The sequence below is a fragment of the Pontibacter litorisediminis genome (genome assembly GCF_029360645.1).
Lineage (GTDB): Bacteria > Bacteroidota > Bacteroidia > Cytophagales > Hymenobacteraceae > Pontibacter > Pontibacter litorisediminis.
Genome location: NZ_JARDUA010000008.1, coordinates 68635 through 85108 on the forward strand (window position 1 = coordinate 68635; position 16474 = coordinate 85108).

At 50.4% G+C, this 16474-nt stretch carries 17 protein-coding genes; 7 read left to right on the forward strand and 10 right to left on the reverse strand.

Annotated features, from left to right (window positions below; translation table 11 throughout):
* Positions 1-10: 10 nt before the first annotated feature.
* Positions 11-292 (reverse strand): hypothetical protein, encoded by a 282-nt coding sequence (locus PXG97_RS18955; protein ID WP_276499405.1) that lies wholly within the window; start codon positions 290-292, stop codon positions 11-13.
* Positions 293-580: 288 nt separating this feature from the next.
* On the opposite strand from PXG97_RS18955, the gene PXG97_RS18960 reads away from it, so the two are divergent.
* Positions 581-1039, forward strand: a complete 459-nt coding sequence (locus tag PXG97_RS18960) for a hypothetical protein (RefSeq protein WP_276499406.1) — start codon at positions 581-583, stop codon at positions 1037-1039.
* 61 nt (positions 1040-1100) lie between these two features.
* Here the strand turns inward: PXG97_RS18960 and PXG97_RS18965 are convergent, their stop codons facing one another.
* The 4 genes from PXG97_RS18965 to PXG97_RS18980 form a co-directional block, all read right to left on the reverse strand.
* Positions 1101-1967, reverse strand: coding sequence for a hypothetical protein (locus PXG97_RS18965; RefSeq protein ID WP_276499407.1), 867 nt, complete (start codon positions 1965-1967; stop codon positions 1101-1103).
* Positions 1924-3270, reverse strand: a complete 1347-nt coding sequence (locus PXG97_RS18970) for a DUF3103 family protein (protein WP_276499408.1) — start codon at positions 3268-3270, stop codon at positions 1924-1926. Before PXG97_RS18970 ends, PXG97_RS18965 begins: the two co-directional genes overlap by 44 nt.
* A 687-nt stretch (positions 3271-3957) precedes the next feature.
* The gene (locus tag PXG97_RS18975) at positions 3958-5085 is read right to left on the reverse strand and encodes a sensor histidine kinase (RefSeq protein WP_276499409.1); all 1128 of its coding nucleotides are present in this window, start codon (positions 5083-5085) and stop codon (positions 3958-3960) included.
* Positions 5086-5359: 274 nt separating this feature from the next.
* A complete protein-coding gene (locus tag PXG97_RS18980) occupies positions 5360-6106 on the reverse strand; it encodes a LytR/AlgR family response regulator transcription factor (RefSeq protein ID WP_276499410.1) in 747 nt (248 codons plus the stop codon).
* Between the two features lie 566 nt (positions 6107-6672).
* Here PXG97_RS18980 and PXG97_RS18985 point away from each other — a divergent pair.
* On the forward strand, positions 6673-7512 hold the full coding sequence (locus PXG97_RS18985; protein WP_276499411.1) for a hypothetical protein: 840 nt from the start codon (positions 6673-6675) through the stop codon (positions 7510-7512).
* A 185-nt stretch (positions 7513-7697) separates the two neighbouring features.
* Here the strand turns inward: PXG97_RS18985 and PXG97_RS18990 are convergent, their stop codons facing one another.
* The 4 genes from PXG97_RS18990 to PXG97_RS19005 all read right to left on the reverse strand — a co-directional run bounded on the left by PXG97_RS18990 (position 7698) and on the right by PXG97_RS19005 (position 10906).
* Positions 7698-8192 (reverse strand): SRPBCC family protein, encoded by a 495-nt coding sequence (locus PXG97_RS18990; RefSeq protein ID WP_276499412.1) that lies wholly within the window; start codon positions 8190-8192, stop codon positions 7698-7700.
* Between the two features lie 17 nt (positions 8193-8209).
* A complete protein-coding gene (locus PXG97_RS18995) occupies positions 8210-8641 on the reverse strand; it encodes a hypothetical protein (protein ID WP_276499413.1) in 432 nt (143 codons plus the stop codon).
* Positions 8642-9102: 461 nt separating this feature from the next.
* Positions 9103-9936 carry an alpha/beta hydrolase gene (locus tag PXG97_RS19000; RefSeq protein ID WP_276499414.1) on the reverse strand — a complete coding sequence of 278 codons (834 nt, stop codon included), beginning with the start codon at positions 9934-9936 and terminating at the stop codon, positions 9103-9105.
* A 16-nt stretch (positions 9937-9952) separates the two neighbouring features.
* On the reverse strand, positions 9953-10906 hold the full coding sequence (locus PXG97_RS19005; RefSeq protein WP_276499415.1) for an acyl-CoA desaturase: 954 nt from the start codon (positions 10904-10906) through the stop codon (positions 9953-9955).
* Positions 10907-11104: 198 nt separating this feature from the next.
* Between PXG97_RS19005 and PXG97_RS19010 the strand changes: the two genes are divergently transcribed.
* From PXG97_RS19010 to PXG97_RS19025, 4 genes are all read left to right on the forward strand, one after another.
* Positions 11105-11896 (forward strand): phosphatase PAP2 family protein, encoded by a 792-nt coding sequence (locus PXG97_RS19010; RefSeq protein ID WP_276499416.1) that lies wholly within the window; start codon positions 11105-11107, stop codon positions 11894-11896.
* On the forward strand, positions 11893-12954 hold the full coding sequence (locus PXG97_RS19015) for an MJ1255/VC2487 family glycosyltransferase (RefSeq protein WP_276499417.1): 1062 nt from the start codon (positions 11893-11895) through the stop codon (positions 12952-12954). Before PXG97_RS19010 ends, PXG97_RS19015 begins: the two co-directional genes overlap by 4 nt.
* A 107-nt stretch (positions 12955-13061) precedes the next feature.
* Positions 13062-13352, forward strand: coding sequence for a hypothetical protein (locus PXG97_RS19020; RefSeq protein WP_276499418.1), 291 nt, complete (start codon positions 13062-13064; stop codon positions 13350-13352).
* A 112-nt stretch (positions 13353-13464) separates the two neighbouring features.
* Complete coding sequence (locus PXG97_RS19025; protein WP_276499419.1) at positions 13465-13800, forward strand: hypothetical protein; 336 nt, start codon at positions 13465-13467, stop codon at positions 13798-13800.
* Positions 13801-14465: 665 nt separating this feature from the next.
* On the opposite strand, the gene PXG97_RS19030 is transcribed toward PXG97_RS19025, so the two are convergent.
* Positions 14466-15038, reverse strand: a complete 573-nt coding sequence (locus tag PXG97_RS19030) for an RNA polymerase sigma factor (protein WP_276499420.1) — start codon at positions 15036-15038, stop codon at positions 14466-14468.
* A gap of 188 nt (positions 15039-15226) precedes the next feature.
* Here PXG97_RS19030 and PXG97_RS19035 point away from each other — a divergent pair, with 188 nt between their 5' ends.
* Positions 15227-16261, forward strand: a complete 1035-nt coding sequence (locus tag PXG97_RS19035) for a FecR family protein (protein WP_276499421.1) — start codon at positions 15227-15229, stop codon at positions 16259-16261.
* The last annotated feature ends 213 nt before the right edge of the window (positions 16262-16474 follow it).

Sequence of the window (16474 nt, forward strand, 5' to 3'; positions counted from 1 at the left end):
AAGTTGTTGGTTATGAAAAGTACAACTGCAGTCCGTCCTGCTCCAGGGCAATGGCTATGCTTTCCAGCACGGATGTGTAATTAGGGTGGGAGGGAGCAGCCAGGTGGCGCTCCAGATCGCGAATGGTCGTGGCACCAGTGTCGCCGTCGAAGAACCGGATCCACAGCTCCCCGTCGGCGGTTTCTGCCTCCAACTGTCGGAGCCCGTCCAGTAGTTTTTGAGTATCGCGCGTCTGCTGAAATTCCTGAAGGAGGGCTTTGACCGCCTCCCTTTGTGATGTCGCTCTTTCCATGCCGTAAGATAGCTTTTTTCTGTTATTCTATGGCATCAGTTAGCCGTTTCCTTATAAGGAGAGCTTCGTTAACGTTTAAGCTAGCCCTAACTATTTTATTTCTGCTATCTTGTGGTGACTTGAGATGAAATCACTTCAAGCACTGTGGCATGTCACTTCCTGCTCTGCGTGTCTATGAACCCTACTTGCAATATGATTACCAGTAAGATGACTAGGTTTGGGGCGGATTCACCAGTGAGATGTAAGTGAGGGCCTGGTACCTTTCATAACTATAAGAAAATTAATCACATGGTAGAACCGCTACTGGAAGGAGACTTACAGGCAACAACAGAAAAACTCCGCGCGGCCACGGCGAAGCTGCAGGTCCTGCGCAGCGAGCTGAGTGCAAGAGAACTTCCCAACGAGACGGAGGAGCGCATTAACGCTTATATCCGGCAGGTGAACGCCAGCCCGGCAACAGGCGATACGCTGGCCAGGGAGATGGAAAAAGCCTGTCGCAATATCCTGAAGCTGCTGGAAAAAGAGCTGGAGCTAGTGCCCCGGAACCACTACCGCAACCAGTGGATGGCCTTGGGCATGGCGGCCTTCGGGCTGCCGTTTGGCGTGGTGTATGCGGTGGCGCTGAATAACTATGGCCTGCTGGGGCTGGGCCTGCCGATCGGCATGGCCGTTGGGCTTGGGATCGGCACCAGCACCAGCCTGGACAGGAAGGCGGCAGTTGGTGGCAGGCAACTCGCCTTGGAGTAAGCCACCATGGAACCGCCAGCGATCAGCAGGCTGTCCTCCTCTTCCAGCCCCTGGCCCAACATCAACGCTTTAGTGCAAAGGGAAAACCAGCGGCTTTTCCAGCAGGAAATGTTGCTGGCCTGCTGTGTAGATCTTTATTCCAGTTTAAATTATAGCCTAGTCCAAACCTGATGGTATTGTTTCTAGAATGAAAATCAAATTGCTTGCCCCATACTTTATAGGGATTTGTGGTGGACGAAATATCGTATTGCCATCTGGCCTCTACCCTCAGCCTCCATACAGTTGCACCGATCCCCAAGGAATACTTCCAAACAACTGGCTTTAAGACCCCTTTAAAGCTGTAAAGCACCTCTGCCATAGCAGGGCTGATAAACTTGTTGGAGAAATAGTCCTGCCCGTCCCGGGTTAAGCGAATGTTAGGGCTGAGACCAGCCATTACAAAAAAGCTCCTGCGCCTGATCGGCAGTTGATATTCGATAAGAACAGGAAGTTCTAAGGACCTGTTCCCGCCACTGGTTGTATGAATCAAACGTTCAAACCCATCTTTTGATGTGTTGTAGACCAGTGCTCCCTTATAGGAATTGTAGTAGTTTATACCTGAGGTAAGAGTGAACCTGGAGGTAAGCTTATAAGAGAAATAGCCGCCCAAGTAAGGTTGTCGGTCATTATCACCACGCAATGTAATTTGGATAGAGTCCAACAAGACAGAACCGGTCGGATTATCAAACAGCAATCCTACAGAAGGACCGAAAGAAACTTTTTGAGCTAACGTATCACCGCAACCCAAAATGCCCCAAACAAGAAAGCAAAAAGGAAAGAGACGCTTCATGGCAAGATAAAATGTAAAGCCAAGAGCTTTTGCTCTTGGCTTTAGGGTTGGAGTATTATTGTTTAACGTTAAAGTATAGAAAGGCTGTGCTGTACTCATAACCCGGAGAATCCGTGTTATCACAGTACTCTACATAGGACTCACCTAAATTTTTGTCTTCACCCTTCAATGTTACCTTAGTTTGCCCATTGACAGTCGTCGTAGCACCTGTGCCTTCATCTTTGAAACTTGTCGATAATCCTATGGTATATTCATAAGTGTCGTTGGAATCATCTTCCTCAATCCATGTATACTTCATTCTGTTTCCCATCTCTGCTTTGTCCCATGTGACTACCTCGGAATTGATGTAAAACCATTCTGGGCTACAGGTAAATACGCCGCAGTCTTTCCACTTGCTCCTATCAGGAGATGAGATTGATTTGCGTAGGGTATTGAAGGCATTTGATTCTTTAGCACCAATGGTGATGAGACAATATATCTCGGGATTGCCATCCAGGTAGTGCTCTGCATCCCTGAAGCCATCGATTGTCTTGAATTTTACCCGATACAGATAGTCTTTACCGGATTTAGTATCCCTGTCACAGTAAGATGTGGTGCCACTACCGGTGCCACCTCCACCTGAACCGCCACCTCCATCATCCATGATATACTCCGTACAGTAAGCATCGGAGGTGTAATAGTAGGTATAATAAGGGTCTTCATAGTACGGTTCGGCCGTGGCTAAACAGGAGTTGGTCATCTCCAGGCGAAGGTTTTTTGTATCTTTCTTCGCAACAGCTAAAAGTCTTTCGTTCTGACTCACAACAATAATGGATTTGTTGGGAGGTGTAGTGATATTAAGCAGCGTATCATTTCCCTCAGAATCATAAGCGGTCAGGTGCGTTGTGTTTTTTTCATCAAAGGTGGACGGCACAAATACAACAAGTGGGGTATACGTTTCATGATTCCAATTATCTGCTGAGGCATTGGGAAGTTCCGGCATAGCTATCTGTAACAGGGGGTTTTGCGCTAACAGCTCCTCGAGAAAAGCATTACCCGTTGTAGCATTTTCCACTTTGGTATCCAGAGGTGTGCTGCTCACAAGTATATCTCCAAAAGTGGTGCTTGCTGATTGCCTGGCGCTCGACAAAGTTACCGTGTTGCCTTTCGCCTCTGCAAATAGTACATCGTAATCCCCATCAAATTGAGCCGTTACTTTCTTTTTGATAAAATGTCTGACACCCTCATCTTTTAATGTCATGGCCAGTCTCTTCGAGAAATCCGCAGCTAGCTCATCTTTGCGGTCCACAATTGGCGCTAGTACCGGTGTCAGCGTATCTACCTGAGGGGAAATGTTCTGGTCCTCTGTTTGACATCCGAAGACTACCATAGCTAGCAATAGAGCAAGTTTATGTCTTTTCATGGTAAAATTTTAACTACTAATTTTCCGCTTACTCTGCGATGGATTTTCAGCTACCTCCAACTACTGTACAGAAGATTTAGAATGTAAAAAGCACGTGACTAATTAGCTACTCAAGAATTAAGAGAATCTGGCCTGAATTCTGAAGGCAATAATTGCATAATAATATTATAATGAGAAAATATTACACCAACGGCTATCCATAAAGGACAAAATTAATATGGAGTAGAAGGAACAAGTAGTTGTTGAAAGTAAGGGAGGGGCCTATTCCAAGTTCAGAATAGCAGCGGTTTTGGGGTGTCTGTTCCTTCCCTTGTATTGTGTGTAGGGAGGCTGTAAGAAAAACTGCTAATATGCAGACACAATTGTGGGAGGGGCACTCATGAGTTGATTTAAATGTGGTATGCTATGGAGGTAGCAGTTCAGGCAGGCTTATCAAAGGTGGCTGACGCTGCAATAGCTAAGCCCTGATCATAAAGAGAGGTAGTCATAGCAAAGCATACGCAAAAGCTGAAGGGGCAAGCAGTCGAATGATATTGTCAATACTTTAGCCCATTAACCGTTGGGGAGTTATAAGAAAGTAATAGTTGAGGGAAGAGCTTGTCCACCTGTTGTTCCGGGTGCAATCGCCCCTGGCTACGGCAATATATGAGGTTATGGTGTTGCTCCTGTTTTGTAGGGGGAAGGGACTTAGTCATTTGGCTGATTTGTGTTTAATTGGTTTTGACGGAGCAAGAGGGGACTTAGATCAGATACCTTTAACACCGTTACAAAGAGGCCGTCTATTGTAGAGTATGTTGAAAAGGAAGCTTTTTCTTTGTAGACTTGGTCCAGTCGCTTGTGAATGTTATCAAGACCAATTCTATGACTTTCAGGCTTTAACGAGCTTTTGAGATTGGAGGTGGAGATGCGTAAGGTATTCGCATCTAACATGATTTTAATTTGTGCCGGATGCTGTTGTTGTGTTAGGTCTCCGTGCTTGAAGATGTTCTCCACCAGTGTCATCAGTATGAGCGGAACAAACTTGACTCCTGCCAGATTATCACTATATATAAGTTGCACGTTTAATGTATCCTTATGCCGGATCTGATGAATACGGATTAGGCTTTCCACATGCTCTATCTCTTCCAGTATTAATGTCTCGTGCTGATCATCCTCATTTTGTAAGGCGTAGCGCATCATCTGGGAAAGCGCCATAATGGCCTCGGCAGCCTCAGCAGATGTCTTACGAACGCTGTTGTATACAAAGCTTAGTGTGTTAAAAAGAAAATGAGGGTTTATCTGTGTCTTTAAATAGGCATTCTGCGACTTGATCAGTTCATGCTGTAAGTTTTGCTGCTCTATGATCTTTAGGAGTTGCTCACTTTCAGCGCGATTGGCGCGCTTTTGCTCACGAATATAGTTTCTTAAGAAGAAATAGCCTGTTGAAAACCCCAAGAAATAAATAGCCCGCCATAGTGCCCTGAGCCAGTAGTAGTAGTCAAATACGAGAGGGCGCATCAACTTCACCTGTAGGTACTCTGTGAGGATTACCTCAAGAAGGTACGTCAAATTTATATAAACGGTGACTTCTCCAATGAGCAGCAAAGGTAGCAGCCAAGCAGTCATTCTCTTACGCCGCAGCACCCAGGGGAGCACCACCCTGGCATGAAAATAAAACAGGCTAATATGCAAGGCGTAGTGTCCCAGGTAATCCCAAGTGGAATTAAAGCTGCCGCTAAAAACGGCAACGATGACTATCTCATAAAAGATGAATAGGGTCCAGGCAATGATGTGCCCTTTGTGCTTTATAACGGTGGGGTGTAGAAGTTTTTTCAAAGCTTGGGGTGTTCGTCTAAGAATAAGCAGTGTTGGTGTAATATTTCATTTGGTAAAGGACGAGTCTTCTAACTTAAAAAGAAAAAGCTATGACGACTCAACACAGAACACGACTTTCACTGAAAAAAAAGAATCTATTTAGATTTGCAGGCAGCAAGGGAGCTAAGCCAGGAGTTAGTACAGAGCCAACTACTTTAACACTAACGCTCCAAACAAGCGTCACCATGTTCTTATCAAAAAAGTGATAGTATAATCCTTGTGGGCCGGTGAATACTTAACGACCGGTTCGCAAGATTTTACCTCCGATATAACTATAAAAGTCTGGCTTGTATGTTTCCCCAATTGGAATATCGAGGTTGTTCTTTAAGTGAATGGTGCGCCCTTCCACCCGCTCAATATGTTGATTCGCGACGATAAAGGACTTGTGCACACGTAGAAACCTTCCGGTAGGGCATAGTGCATCCTCCATCTCCTTTAAGGTTAAATAAGCTATATGCTTTTGTGTAAGCGTATGAATGAGCACATAATTTTTGAGACCTTCTATGCAAACAATTTCATGGAGCTGAATTCTTATCAGCTTATTTTTCTGATCACTTTTGATAAAGAAGGAATCATCATCGGGGTAAACCGGATCAGGGTTGCTTTCCCCGGTGCTTTTTAAAAGTAGGTCAACTGTCAGGGCGAATTTATTCATGCTGATGGGCTTAAGTAAAAAGTGATCCGCCCGGACATCATAGGCCTCCAACGCATACTTTTGATGGGCAGTGGTGAACACTAGGAACCTTGTTCTGCTCCTTAGGGATTTGGCCAACTCTAATCCGGTTAGGCGCGGCATGTCTATGTCCAGAAATATAAAATCATATGGCACTTCAGGAGCACTGTCCATAAGGGCGGCAACTGGGTCCTGGAATGTTTTTTCCAACTGTAGGCGGGGAGTTGCTGCTATGTAATCAGCCAATAACTCAATAGCATGGTCTTCATCATCGATGACGACACATCTGTAGTTTCTGTTTGTATCCATCTGTTTTGTTTGTTTTCCTTATGTCGATTTTTGAGTGTACTTCCGCTGTATTTTTTCTATTGATATTTGATCTCTCTAAACCAGTATAGCTTTCTGTGTAAGTTGAAAGTATGTAAAGCTAATATAAAAAATATTATATTAGTTCTTCGTGTTCATGCTGATTTAGCTAATCACAGCACTTCTGAACAGATGAATAGTGCACGTTAAAGAGCTAAGAGAGGGTTGGAAGAAGTGTTAGGAAGTCGAACGTCTTAAAACAAGATATCGATGCTAGAGAAGAGGCGATACCCCAGTAGAGCATAACCAATAGCGGGATGGAGTGAATGCAACTGTAAAGTATGTTTACAGAAAATACGCTATCATGGCTCGCTAACGTAGTGCTGTTTATCATCATGATCTGGCATTCTATAGGTACTCGTAAATTTGAAATGGTTGTAGGCCTGGAAGTGCAGGTTATATTTTGTGTGGTAACTTCAATAATAGCCTTTATTAACTACATTAGGCTTAGAGAACCAATACTATTCAAAGAGTAACTCCAGCTTAACCTAAAGAGCATCATTGCTAGCGTGAAAACATTACTTACAGCCTTGATTGTGCTAAGCACAGTGTTCAGTTTAAGAGCACAAAGCTTATTTTCAGTTCTTCACCTGAATGAAGAAACAGCTGTGCACAGCGGAGTGCCTAAGCAAATAACAGAGGTAAGAACGTTCTACAATTCTAATGGGGTAGAAGTAAAGCAAGACATAACGGAATACGACAGCTTGGGCTTGCCCATATCGCTAAAGGTGCTAGATGAGAGAAAACAGGTGGCTTCAATCGCTACCTTCAAACACGATAAAGAAAGACGAGTTGTACTAGAGAAGAATCTGAATCAGCTCAACGTAAGATCCCCCTCGAATAAAGTCCGCACCACTTACGAATACGATACCCAGGGGCACTTACTTAAAATTGCCTACTATAACCAGCAAGGAACCGTTGTAACGGAAGTACACTTAACGAACAACGCGATAGGTTTACCAACAGAGTTCAGGCTTTACGAGCCACCGGGGAATCTAATCGGTATAGAGCTCGGCTCCTATGCGCCGGAGGAAAATATGGCCATTGTGAGTGTAGCTAATAGTAGAGGAGAAGTTATATCAGCTGACACAATGATGATCAGCTTTAAGAACGCCTACAAATTCAGTTACCCCAGCACTTCCAAATATAATGAGCACGGGGATGTGATCTCCTCACAGAGCAGGTGGGCTAATGGAAGCATCCATTACAAAGAGTACGACTACAAGTATGACAGCCAGGGCAACTGGGTTGAGCAGCGGGCTTATGAGGTGACCCACAAGAAGAACGGCAAAAAGAAACGAGACCTGAAGTCCCTGTTCAAAAGAGACATTACTTACTGGAATGAGTAACAGAATCTACACCGTCTGCTACGGATTGTAAGGAAGAACAGTGATGTCAGAAATGTGCCAATCAGCAGCCAGAGTCATCAACAGCTCTGGCTTTTCTGTTCCATGCTGATCTTCTTTTGGTATATCGGAACAGCCGCAGGCAAGGCCCTAGTCTTGGCGGAGGTAGTTTAAGTCAGAACAGCTCCTTACAGGCCATCAGCACGAGCCTTGTTTAGAAGCTCATCGCCCTTTCCACTTTCCGCATAGTCTTGAATGACCCTGTTTCGCTCCAGCAGCAGGCTATGCATGTACTTCCTCAGAAAGAGGCTGTCAGCAAGCTTTCCCAAAATGCCGAGCGGGGAGGCGTAGTCGAACACATCGGTCATTCTGGTACCGCTACCTGTGGACTGAAAATAGTGTTCGTGCCTGAAATGCCGGAATACGCCTTGCACCATTTCATCCGCAAAAAAGTGCGGACGGTCAAACGCTGTGATTCTACTTGTCAGGTGCTGCCAAACCCCAAAGTGCTTTGCCCGCCAGGTGACCGTTTGCCCCGAGCCTATTAGTCCGGACGTGACGCCGGCAACGGCCCGTTCACCCGTGTGCGCCGTGGAGATCGTGTGCAGGTCAACGCTCCGGGACAGATCGAAGCAGCGCTCCACCGGGGCGTTAATGTCGGTTTCCAGAATAATTGTGGGCATAGGCGCTGCGCTCTGGACTAGTTCACAAAAACCTCCTTTATCCGCTCTGAGCGCAGCATGAACGGAATCACGATGCTACACAGTACGGCTACTCGTACCAAATAGAAATAATCCACCCGCTCTGGAAAGGTTATGTACAGGACAATGGAGCCATACACAATGTAGAGCACGCTCAACAGGGAAAGTCCGTTATCAAAGCCCTGCACTTTCGAAAGTCCAATCACAAGGATTCTGATGGAAAGAACCCAGCCGACCAGCATTAGCAGGTAGCTTCCCTGTGAAACCTCCCCACTGAGTGCAGAGACTAACAGGATATTGGTCAAGTACATTACCTCAGGGATGAGTGACAGCGACACGATGAGCGTTATTTGGCTGAAGGACGCCCTGTCATCCCAAAGCTTCCCCGCCAACAGGAACAGGGCAGGCAGGAGTACCTTGACAGGCTCCACGCGAAGGCAGTGAGCAGTAGCAACAGGATTGCGCCATGCAGAAGGCCCAGCGCCTCAAATATCTCAAGCTCGCCCATGATTTGTAAAGCTGAGGCTAGCCCCGACAGGAGGAAACTGAGGTGCAGCAGTATTCTGTCCAAGCCATGTATAAGCAGGAGGTCAATTGTTTCAGATGGTTTTATCAAAATAGTCTTGTAGGGGTTTATTATTAATAGTGGTTTTATGTCCCAGTCGCTTTATTGGTGTTGCTGAGGCCCTGTTCTTATTTCATATCTAAATGCTTGCTTGGCAGTGTACTCTACCTCGATATGCCACGTCAGTAGGTCCCGTAAATCAACTGTGTCCTTTTGTAGCGTGACTGCAGGTGCCAGAAGCCAAAGTCCTCGGGTTTGCTTGCCTGTACTGTGCCGCGACCTGAAAAGACACCAGCCATGGAAGGAGGAAGAGTAGAACGGCCTGCTTCATTTTATTAGCTTTTGGGTGAAGCGCATCACTGCTTTTATGTACTGGTCCCCGAAGCTTTCCTCGGTTAGGGCCATAAAGCCTTCGGTGTGGTTGCCGCTGTGCGTGAGGACTTCCCTGTTGGCCCGTTGCCGGGCCACCTGTTCGTTGTCCGCGACCGTGGTGAATGCGTCCTGCTCGCCTGCCACCAGCAGCATGGGGCACTTTAGCTTCTTGAGCTTGGAGGTATAGGTGTGGGCACCCGCCGGCAGGGCGATGGCCCGGCCCTTGGTTTCCTTTATCCTCGCCACGTAGGCGCCGGGGTCGTGCACGAAACCTTCGCCAATCAGGAAGCCCGCCTTCTCCCGCTGCAGGGCATGGGTGGCCACGATGGTGCCCATGGAAAAGGCCAGTACGCCAGTACTGTTTCCCTTCACGCTCTCCTTCGCCCACTTTAGTACGGTGGCAAGGTCGGTGGCGAACTCGTTGTAGTAGAGGTGAAGCGGGTCAATCTCGAAGTCGGAGCTTTCCCCGAAGCCCCGGTAGTCAAAGGCCACCACCGTAAACCCGGCTTCGGACAGCGCCTTGATGTGGTAGAGCCAGTAGGACATGTTGCCGCTGTCCGCGTAGGAGAGCACCAGCGTAGTTCTGTTGTCTCTATCCGGTGAGGGGGGGATCAGCCACGTGTTCAGCCTGTACCCGTCCGGAGTGCTCAGCACCTGCTGTGCGTAACGCATCCCCAAGCTGTCGGGCGTGGCCACGTACGCACGGGCTGGCTTTAGCGCATAACAGTCCAGGGTAACTGCCAGGAGAAGCAGGAGGAGCGTACTTTTTATAAATGCTCGTTTCATCATTATTTTCATTTAACCCCTACTCGCGGACAGCCCGCTTCCTGCCACTGTCCTGCCAGGGCCAGCTCCACCGGGTCAGGTGTGGCGTGGCGCGTTGTTTCAGGGTCTGTCCTTTTCCCGCTTCTTCTACCTTCCATACCAGGCCCAGGCTCTGGAAAAGGCGGATCATGTACCAGCTGAAGTCAACCTCATACCACTTCAGGCCGAAGCGGGCGCTGGAGGGATGGGCGTGGTGGTTATTGTGAAAGCCCTCGCCAAAACTTATGAGGCCCAGAAACCAGGTGTTCTTGCCGCTTACATCTGCTTGGGCAATGCTGTACTGGCTGTAGCCGTAGGTATGGGTGACATAGCCCACGAACCAGTGGCCCAGCATCGTGAGGCTGATGCGCAGCGTCATAGTCACGATCAGGGTCTGCCAGCCGAAGAGCAACCAGACAAGCCCGCAGGCCCCGAGCACATGCAGGTACCAGGTTTTGTCCAGCCAGTTGAGCCAGGGATCCTCCAGGTCATCGGCAGGAATGGCGTAGCGCTCCAGGTCGGCGGGGTGGTAGCTTACGTGCAGGTACCACCAGTAGTCTTTCCAGAGCGAGTGGTGGTACTGAAAGTAGCGGGGCGTGTCCTGCCGGTTCTGCCAATAGTCCCGGATGTAGTGCAGCTTGAGCCAGGCCAGGGGGCTGCCCAGGCCCGTGAGTACAAACAGGTAAGCCGTCAGGTTGCGGAAAGCCCGGCTGCACCGGTAGCTGCGGTGGATAATGCCCCGGTGCAGGCCAACGGAGTGGCCGATGCCCACGATAAAGAAGGTGAGCAGCGCAGATGTGAGGCTGAGCTTCCAGGAGGCAGCCTCCCAGGTGAAGGCTATGCTGGGAAGCAGGAACAGGTACAGCCAGGCAGTCTTCTGCCAGTTGAACTGCACGCGGTCGCCTGGGTGGGCCACCGGGTGTTGCCGCACTGCGGCGAGATAGGGTTGGTTCATTGGTCGTTTGTTTTCTTACTCGGGTATCATCATTCTTTTCAGGTGGCACGGGGGCTGTTTGGAAGGGATTTAGTACCTCTTTTGCTGATTGAATTATCGAATATAGAGTATATTTAGTATACTCGCAACCAGGTCCTGCGAGCGGTGTTAGCAGTGAACGGACGCTGCAGTTCTGCCGGGCTGAGAATGAAGATGCCTTTGAAAACCCATTACAAGGAAAACAAACTGGCGCTCCGCTGCGCCCTGGGAACCTGGTGCCTGCTGGCGCTGAGCCTGTGGGGGCTGCCGGTGGCTTTCTGCGGTTACCTGGAAAGCGACCTGGATACGGGGTTCTGGTATGCTGTCTCCGAATCCGGCGGCGTCTACGGCACGGCGGTGTTGGCGGTGGTGCTGTGCCTGGCGGCAGCCTGGCAACAAGAGCGCAGGCGTCATCGGGTGCGGGCTTTCGGGGCTGGTTTCGGCTTTTTGCTGGTCTTGCTGGGAGGGACCGCTGCCCTGAACGAGTACGGGGTCAAGCCGCTCCTGCACCAACCTCGGCCCAGCCACATGTTTCTCCTGGGGGAGGGGCAAAGCCCGTATTTAGCTGAGTTTTACCGTAAAACAGTGCCCGAGCGCCAGGTCTACCTGCAGGGGCACATACAGGCCAACGCTGATAAGTTTGCTGTAGTCTCCCCGCTGGTACTGGCGCACTGGGTGGCCGAGAGCGGCTACTCCTTTCCGTCGGGCCACTCGCAGAACGCCTTCCTGCTGGCCACAATGCTGGCCTTCTGGCTGTGCGGGCAGCTGCCGCCCGGCAGACGTGCTTGGTGCCTGCTGCCCCTGGGCTGGGCCCTGCTCGTGTGCCTCTCGCGCGTGGCGCTGGGGGTGCACTCCGAACTGGACGTGAGCCTGGGTGCCGCTTTCGGGCTGGTGCTGGCTTACCTTCTCTCGCTCACGGGCCTCCTGCACCGGGTGCTCACTTTAACCAAACCTGAAACAGACTTACCATGAAGATACTTTACGGAGTGCCCGGAGAGGGCATGGGCCACGCCACACGCAGCAAGGTTATCATTACCCACCTCCTGGAGCAAGGGCACCAGGTCCAGGTGGTTTCCAGCGCCCGGGCTTACCAGTTCTTAAGCAAAGCATTTCCGGGCCTGGTGCATGAGATCAAGGGCTTTCACCTGGCCTACCGCCAGGCGGCGGTTTCCAAGCTGGGAACAGCCCTGCTCACGCTCAAATCGGCGCCGGAGAACCTGCGCCGCAACTACGAGCGCTACCGCCAGCTGCTTGCCAGCTTTGCCCCGGAGGTGGTGATTTCAGACTTTGAGTCCTTTTCCTACTTTTTTGCCAAACAGCACCGCCTGCCCCTGCTCAGCATCGACAACATGCAGGTGATGAGCCGCTGCACGCTCGACATTGCGGTGCCCAGGCAGGAGCGGGGCAGTTACGCCATCGCCAAAAACATTGTCCGCTCCAAGGTGCCGCGCTCGGACCATTACCTCATCTCCTCGTTTTTCGAGGCGCCGGTCTGCAAGGAGCGCACGAGCCTGGTGCCGCCCATCATCCGGCGCGAGATCCTGCAGGCCGCCCCGTCAGTCGGCACGCATGTGCTGGTTTACCAGACGAGCACCAGCCAAGCCAACCTGGTGGAGACGCTGCAACAGCTGCCGGCAGAGGAATTCCGCGTCTACGGCTTTAACAAGGAGGAAACGCACGGCAACGTGCAGCTCAAGGCTTTCAGCGAGGAAGGCTTCATCCGGGACCTGGCCTCGGCCAAGGCGGTGGTGGCCAACGGTGGCTTTTCGCTGCTCAGCGAGGCGGTGTACCTGCGCAAGCCGGTCTGCTCGGTTCCGATTGACGGGCAGTTTGAGCAGTTTGTCAATGCCGCCTACGTGGAGAAGATGGGCTACGGCCGCCACTTTGCGGGCTTCAGCGCTGATGGGCTCAAGGCCTTTGTCTATGATTTGGAGCGTTTTCGGGACCGGCTGCAGGACTACCGGCAGGAAGGAAACACCCTTCTGTTTGCCGAGGTTGACCGGCAGCTGGCTTCCCTGGTGCCGGCCTGAGCGGAAAGGATCTCCTGCAGTAGGGATCCTTGGTCGGACATTGCTAGGCACGCATGGGCAGCCAGCCTGGCTAACGCCGGCGTTGTTTAATTTCTTAACGATAGTACATGAAGTGGTCCGCTTTTTATAGTTCATTCTTAGCGCCGGTTGTTTTGCTGGGCGTGTACCTGGCGTATATGCTTGCGACCTTCTCCAAAGCGAGCAGCTATGAAACCGGGGTCAGGCAGGTGAACACGGTCATCGGCATCATTTATGCCACCCCGGTAGTACAGGTGCTTCTTTTCCTTGTGTACCGGAAGCGGCGCCGGGACATCGCGCGCGGTATCCTGTATGGGGCATGCTTCTGGATCTTGGTGGCCCTGCTGCATTATTGGTTTTTTAAAGGCTTTGTCAGCTAAATTGTGCCGCTTAGAAAGAGCTTGGCTTCGGAGCCGCTGAGCCCTTTCATGGGGCTGTGCCCAGCGCGCTGGCGGTCGCTGCTTCACCTATGCCAAAGAAATTGACAGTCGCATGACGCTACTTCCCATCATTGGATTTCTTTACCTTTCCTTTATCGGGACGGCCTTCGGGGTTTTTGTGAACCTGCTTTTCTATTATGTGATGGACAGCCTGGATATGGAATACAGGCTGGGGGTTTACCGGTTTACCAAATGGACGTTCCTGATCGCCTGGCCGCTGAATACCGGGCTGCACTTCTTTATGGTTTGGCTGACGCTAAGGTATAAACACGTCCAACTGATGGTAAGCTTCTGGAACATCGCTGCGTTTTTTGTGGTGGTGTCGGTTGTCGCCTTGATCAACTACAGAAGGTTGCGGGTGCCTGTACCTTTTGAGGAGTGGGAATAGCACCGTACGCCACAGCAGGCTCCAGCGTAACTTTAAGCTTTGGTGCCGATAGCGGTCTATCAAAATGAACCCTAAACATAGTCTAGCCGCTGTCTTTAGGGTACTGTTACTTGACACCCGTATGTATGCCAGCAAAACGCGCACGGAGAGCCTGTCCTGCTCAGCCTGATCCGCACCGGCACCTTCCAGCAAAGCCTGGCGCTGCAGCCGCCGGCCATTCCAACAAAGAGCCCTTTGAGCCGCCTGTTATTTTGCCGATAAATGTACAGGACAGCACTTACGGCACAGCGCGGCATCTTCTACGTGTAAATGATTGCTGCCGCGAGTTGAGTCATATCCTACTTACAGTTTCTGAAGCCTAATGTCCTGTCATGTAACGCTCACATTACTGCAAGCAAGGGTAGTGCTCTTAAGGCTATGATGGGAGGACTTACACATATTCTGTCTAAACTAGGGCAGGTGTCAAAAAATAAATGTTCACGCTTGTGTGTTTATGCATGGTTGATGCAGCAAACGGAGATTACCGTGTCCAAGCGCTGGAAACTAGCTTCCGAGTTATTGGCCTGTGCGATGCTGGCCATGGGGCTGCTTGGGGTCGGTGGTTGGTTTTTGATTCTTACCGGTTGAAGCAGTCGAGCGAAATTCAAAAGCTTCGCCGTAAAAGATCAGTTGGTATTGCTAATCCTGAGCTTCTCCCTGATAACTTTCAGCGCCTTGTAAAGGTGGTTTTCAATGTTACTGTTGCTGGTGTTGAGCAGCTGGGCGATCTCAGTGTTACTTTTACCCTCCAGGCGGCTCAACACAAACACCTGTCGCCTCACCGGGGGCAATGCGGCATAAGTCTCTTCAAGTAACCTTTCCAGGTCCCGGTAGTCAACCGTCTCCTCGGTAAAACACCCGGTGGCATCGCCCCTGGCAGAAAGGTACTGGGCAAACGCGAACTCATAGGCCTTGCGCCGACCTTTGTTATAGGCAATGCTTTTGGCGATGCTGAACAGATAGCCTTCAAAATTCTGCTCCGGGTCCAACTGACAGCGCCGCTCCCATACCTTAAGAAAGATCTCCTGCACTATTTCCTCAGCCTCCTCCTTCTGCCCGACAAGGCGCAGGGCGAATGCAAACAGCCTGGGCTCGAAAAGCTCATACAAGTTTTCAAATACAGACACATCCCCTGCCCTCAGAGCCACTATGGCAGCGGGCAAACTGTTGACGCCCTTTAGCTTCATGTGATAGTTCATGCTTAGGTGAGATGAGGAAACAGGACTTCCACCAGTACAGCCAGGCGCAATAACTGTTGCCCGGGAATCCCATGTCTAAAAGTAATAAGTTAAAATAACTGCGCAAAAGTGAGCGCTTAATTATTTTTTAACAAGGGAGGTGGTGCAAAGGAAGCCTTGTGTGTAATATATATAAACAATCAAATCGAATGGACAGCAAGCTACTTGATCGGTTCTACAAAGGCGAATGCACCTCCGAAGAGGTACGGGAAGTACTGCAGTGGTTTAGGCAGCAACAGCTGGACCCGGAAAAGGAGCAGGACCTCTATGCCCTATGGCAGGAGGCAGCCCGGCAACCCATAGAGGTGCCGGAGCATGACGCAGGACTGGTGTTTGCCAAGATACGGGCGAAACTAGGCGAAACGGGAGAGCCGGAAAAACAGGGTAGGGTTGTCAGGTTCAGGAGATTGACCAGCGCACCTGCCTGGGCAAAGGTTGCCGCCGTCCTGTTGCTTCCCCTGTGCCTGATAGGGGCCCTGTTGCTGCACCTGAATGGAGCCGAGCCTGCAAAAATGGCCTATCATACCATCGAGGCAGCACCCGGAGTGAAGAAAACGATCCGTCTTGCCGACGGCTCGACTATCAAGCTGAATGCGGGAAGCAGTGTTTCCTTTGCTAAGAATTTCGGAGCGGAGAAGCGCATCGTTACGCTGCAGGGCGAAGCTTTCTTCGAAGTAGCCAAAGACAGCCTGCGTCCTTTCATTGTGCATACGGGGAACATCTCCACGCAGGCCCTGGGCACTTCTTTCAATGTCGACTATAGGCTGCATGAGGGCACCATATCGGTGGCGCTAGCCACTGGCCTGGTGAAGGTGGAGCAGGGGGAACAGGCTCATAAGCGGCTGCTGTCCCTCCTGAGGCCGGGGCAGCAACTGGCATATGACAAGGCATCACAACAGCACACAGTGGCACCGTTCGACAGGAGGGAGGTACTGGCCTGGAAAGAAGACATACTCTCTTTCCGGAAAGCGAGCATGGACCAGGTGATCAGAGAGCTGGAGAACTGGTATGGCGTGCGCATTGAGGTGGACACGGAGGGCGGGCAGGATACCGCGTGGAACTACACCGGGGAGTATCACCAGGAGACACTCGGGAAAGTGCTGGACGGCATTGGCTTCGTGAAGGGGTTCACATACACCAGGTCAGGCAAGCAGGTAAGGATTAAATTGGATAAAAAGCAATGAAATGTACATGAGACGGGAATAAAATACAGCCAGGCCTGAAGCAGGCCTGGCTGCGGATGCCTCCCAGGAAATCTGTTGGCGCAAATTGTACCTGAAGAGGCAGTTGTTTAATCGGAATCAACTCACAATCAAACACCCAAATTTATGGAAAACAGTCTTTACTACCTACTAAAAGGTAGGAGGGCCAGCACTTTGTCCTTGGTGCTCGCTCTC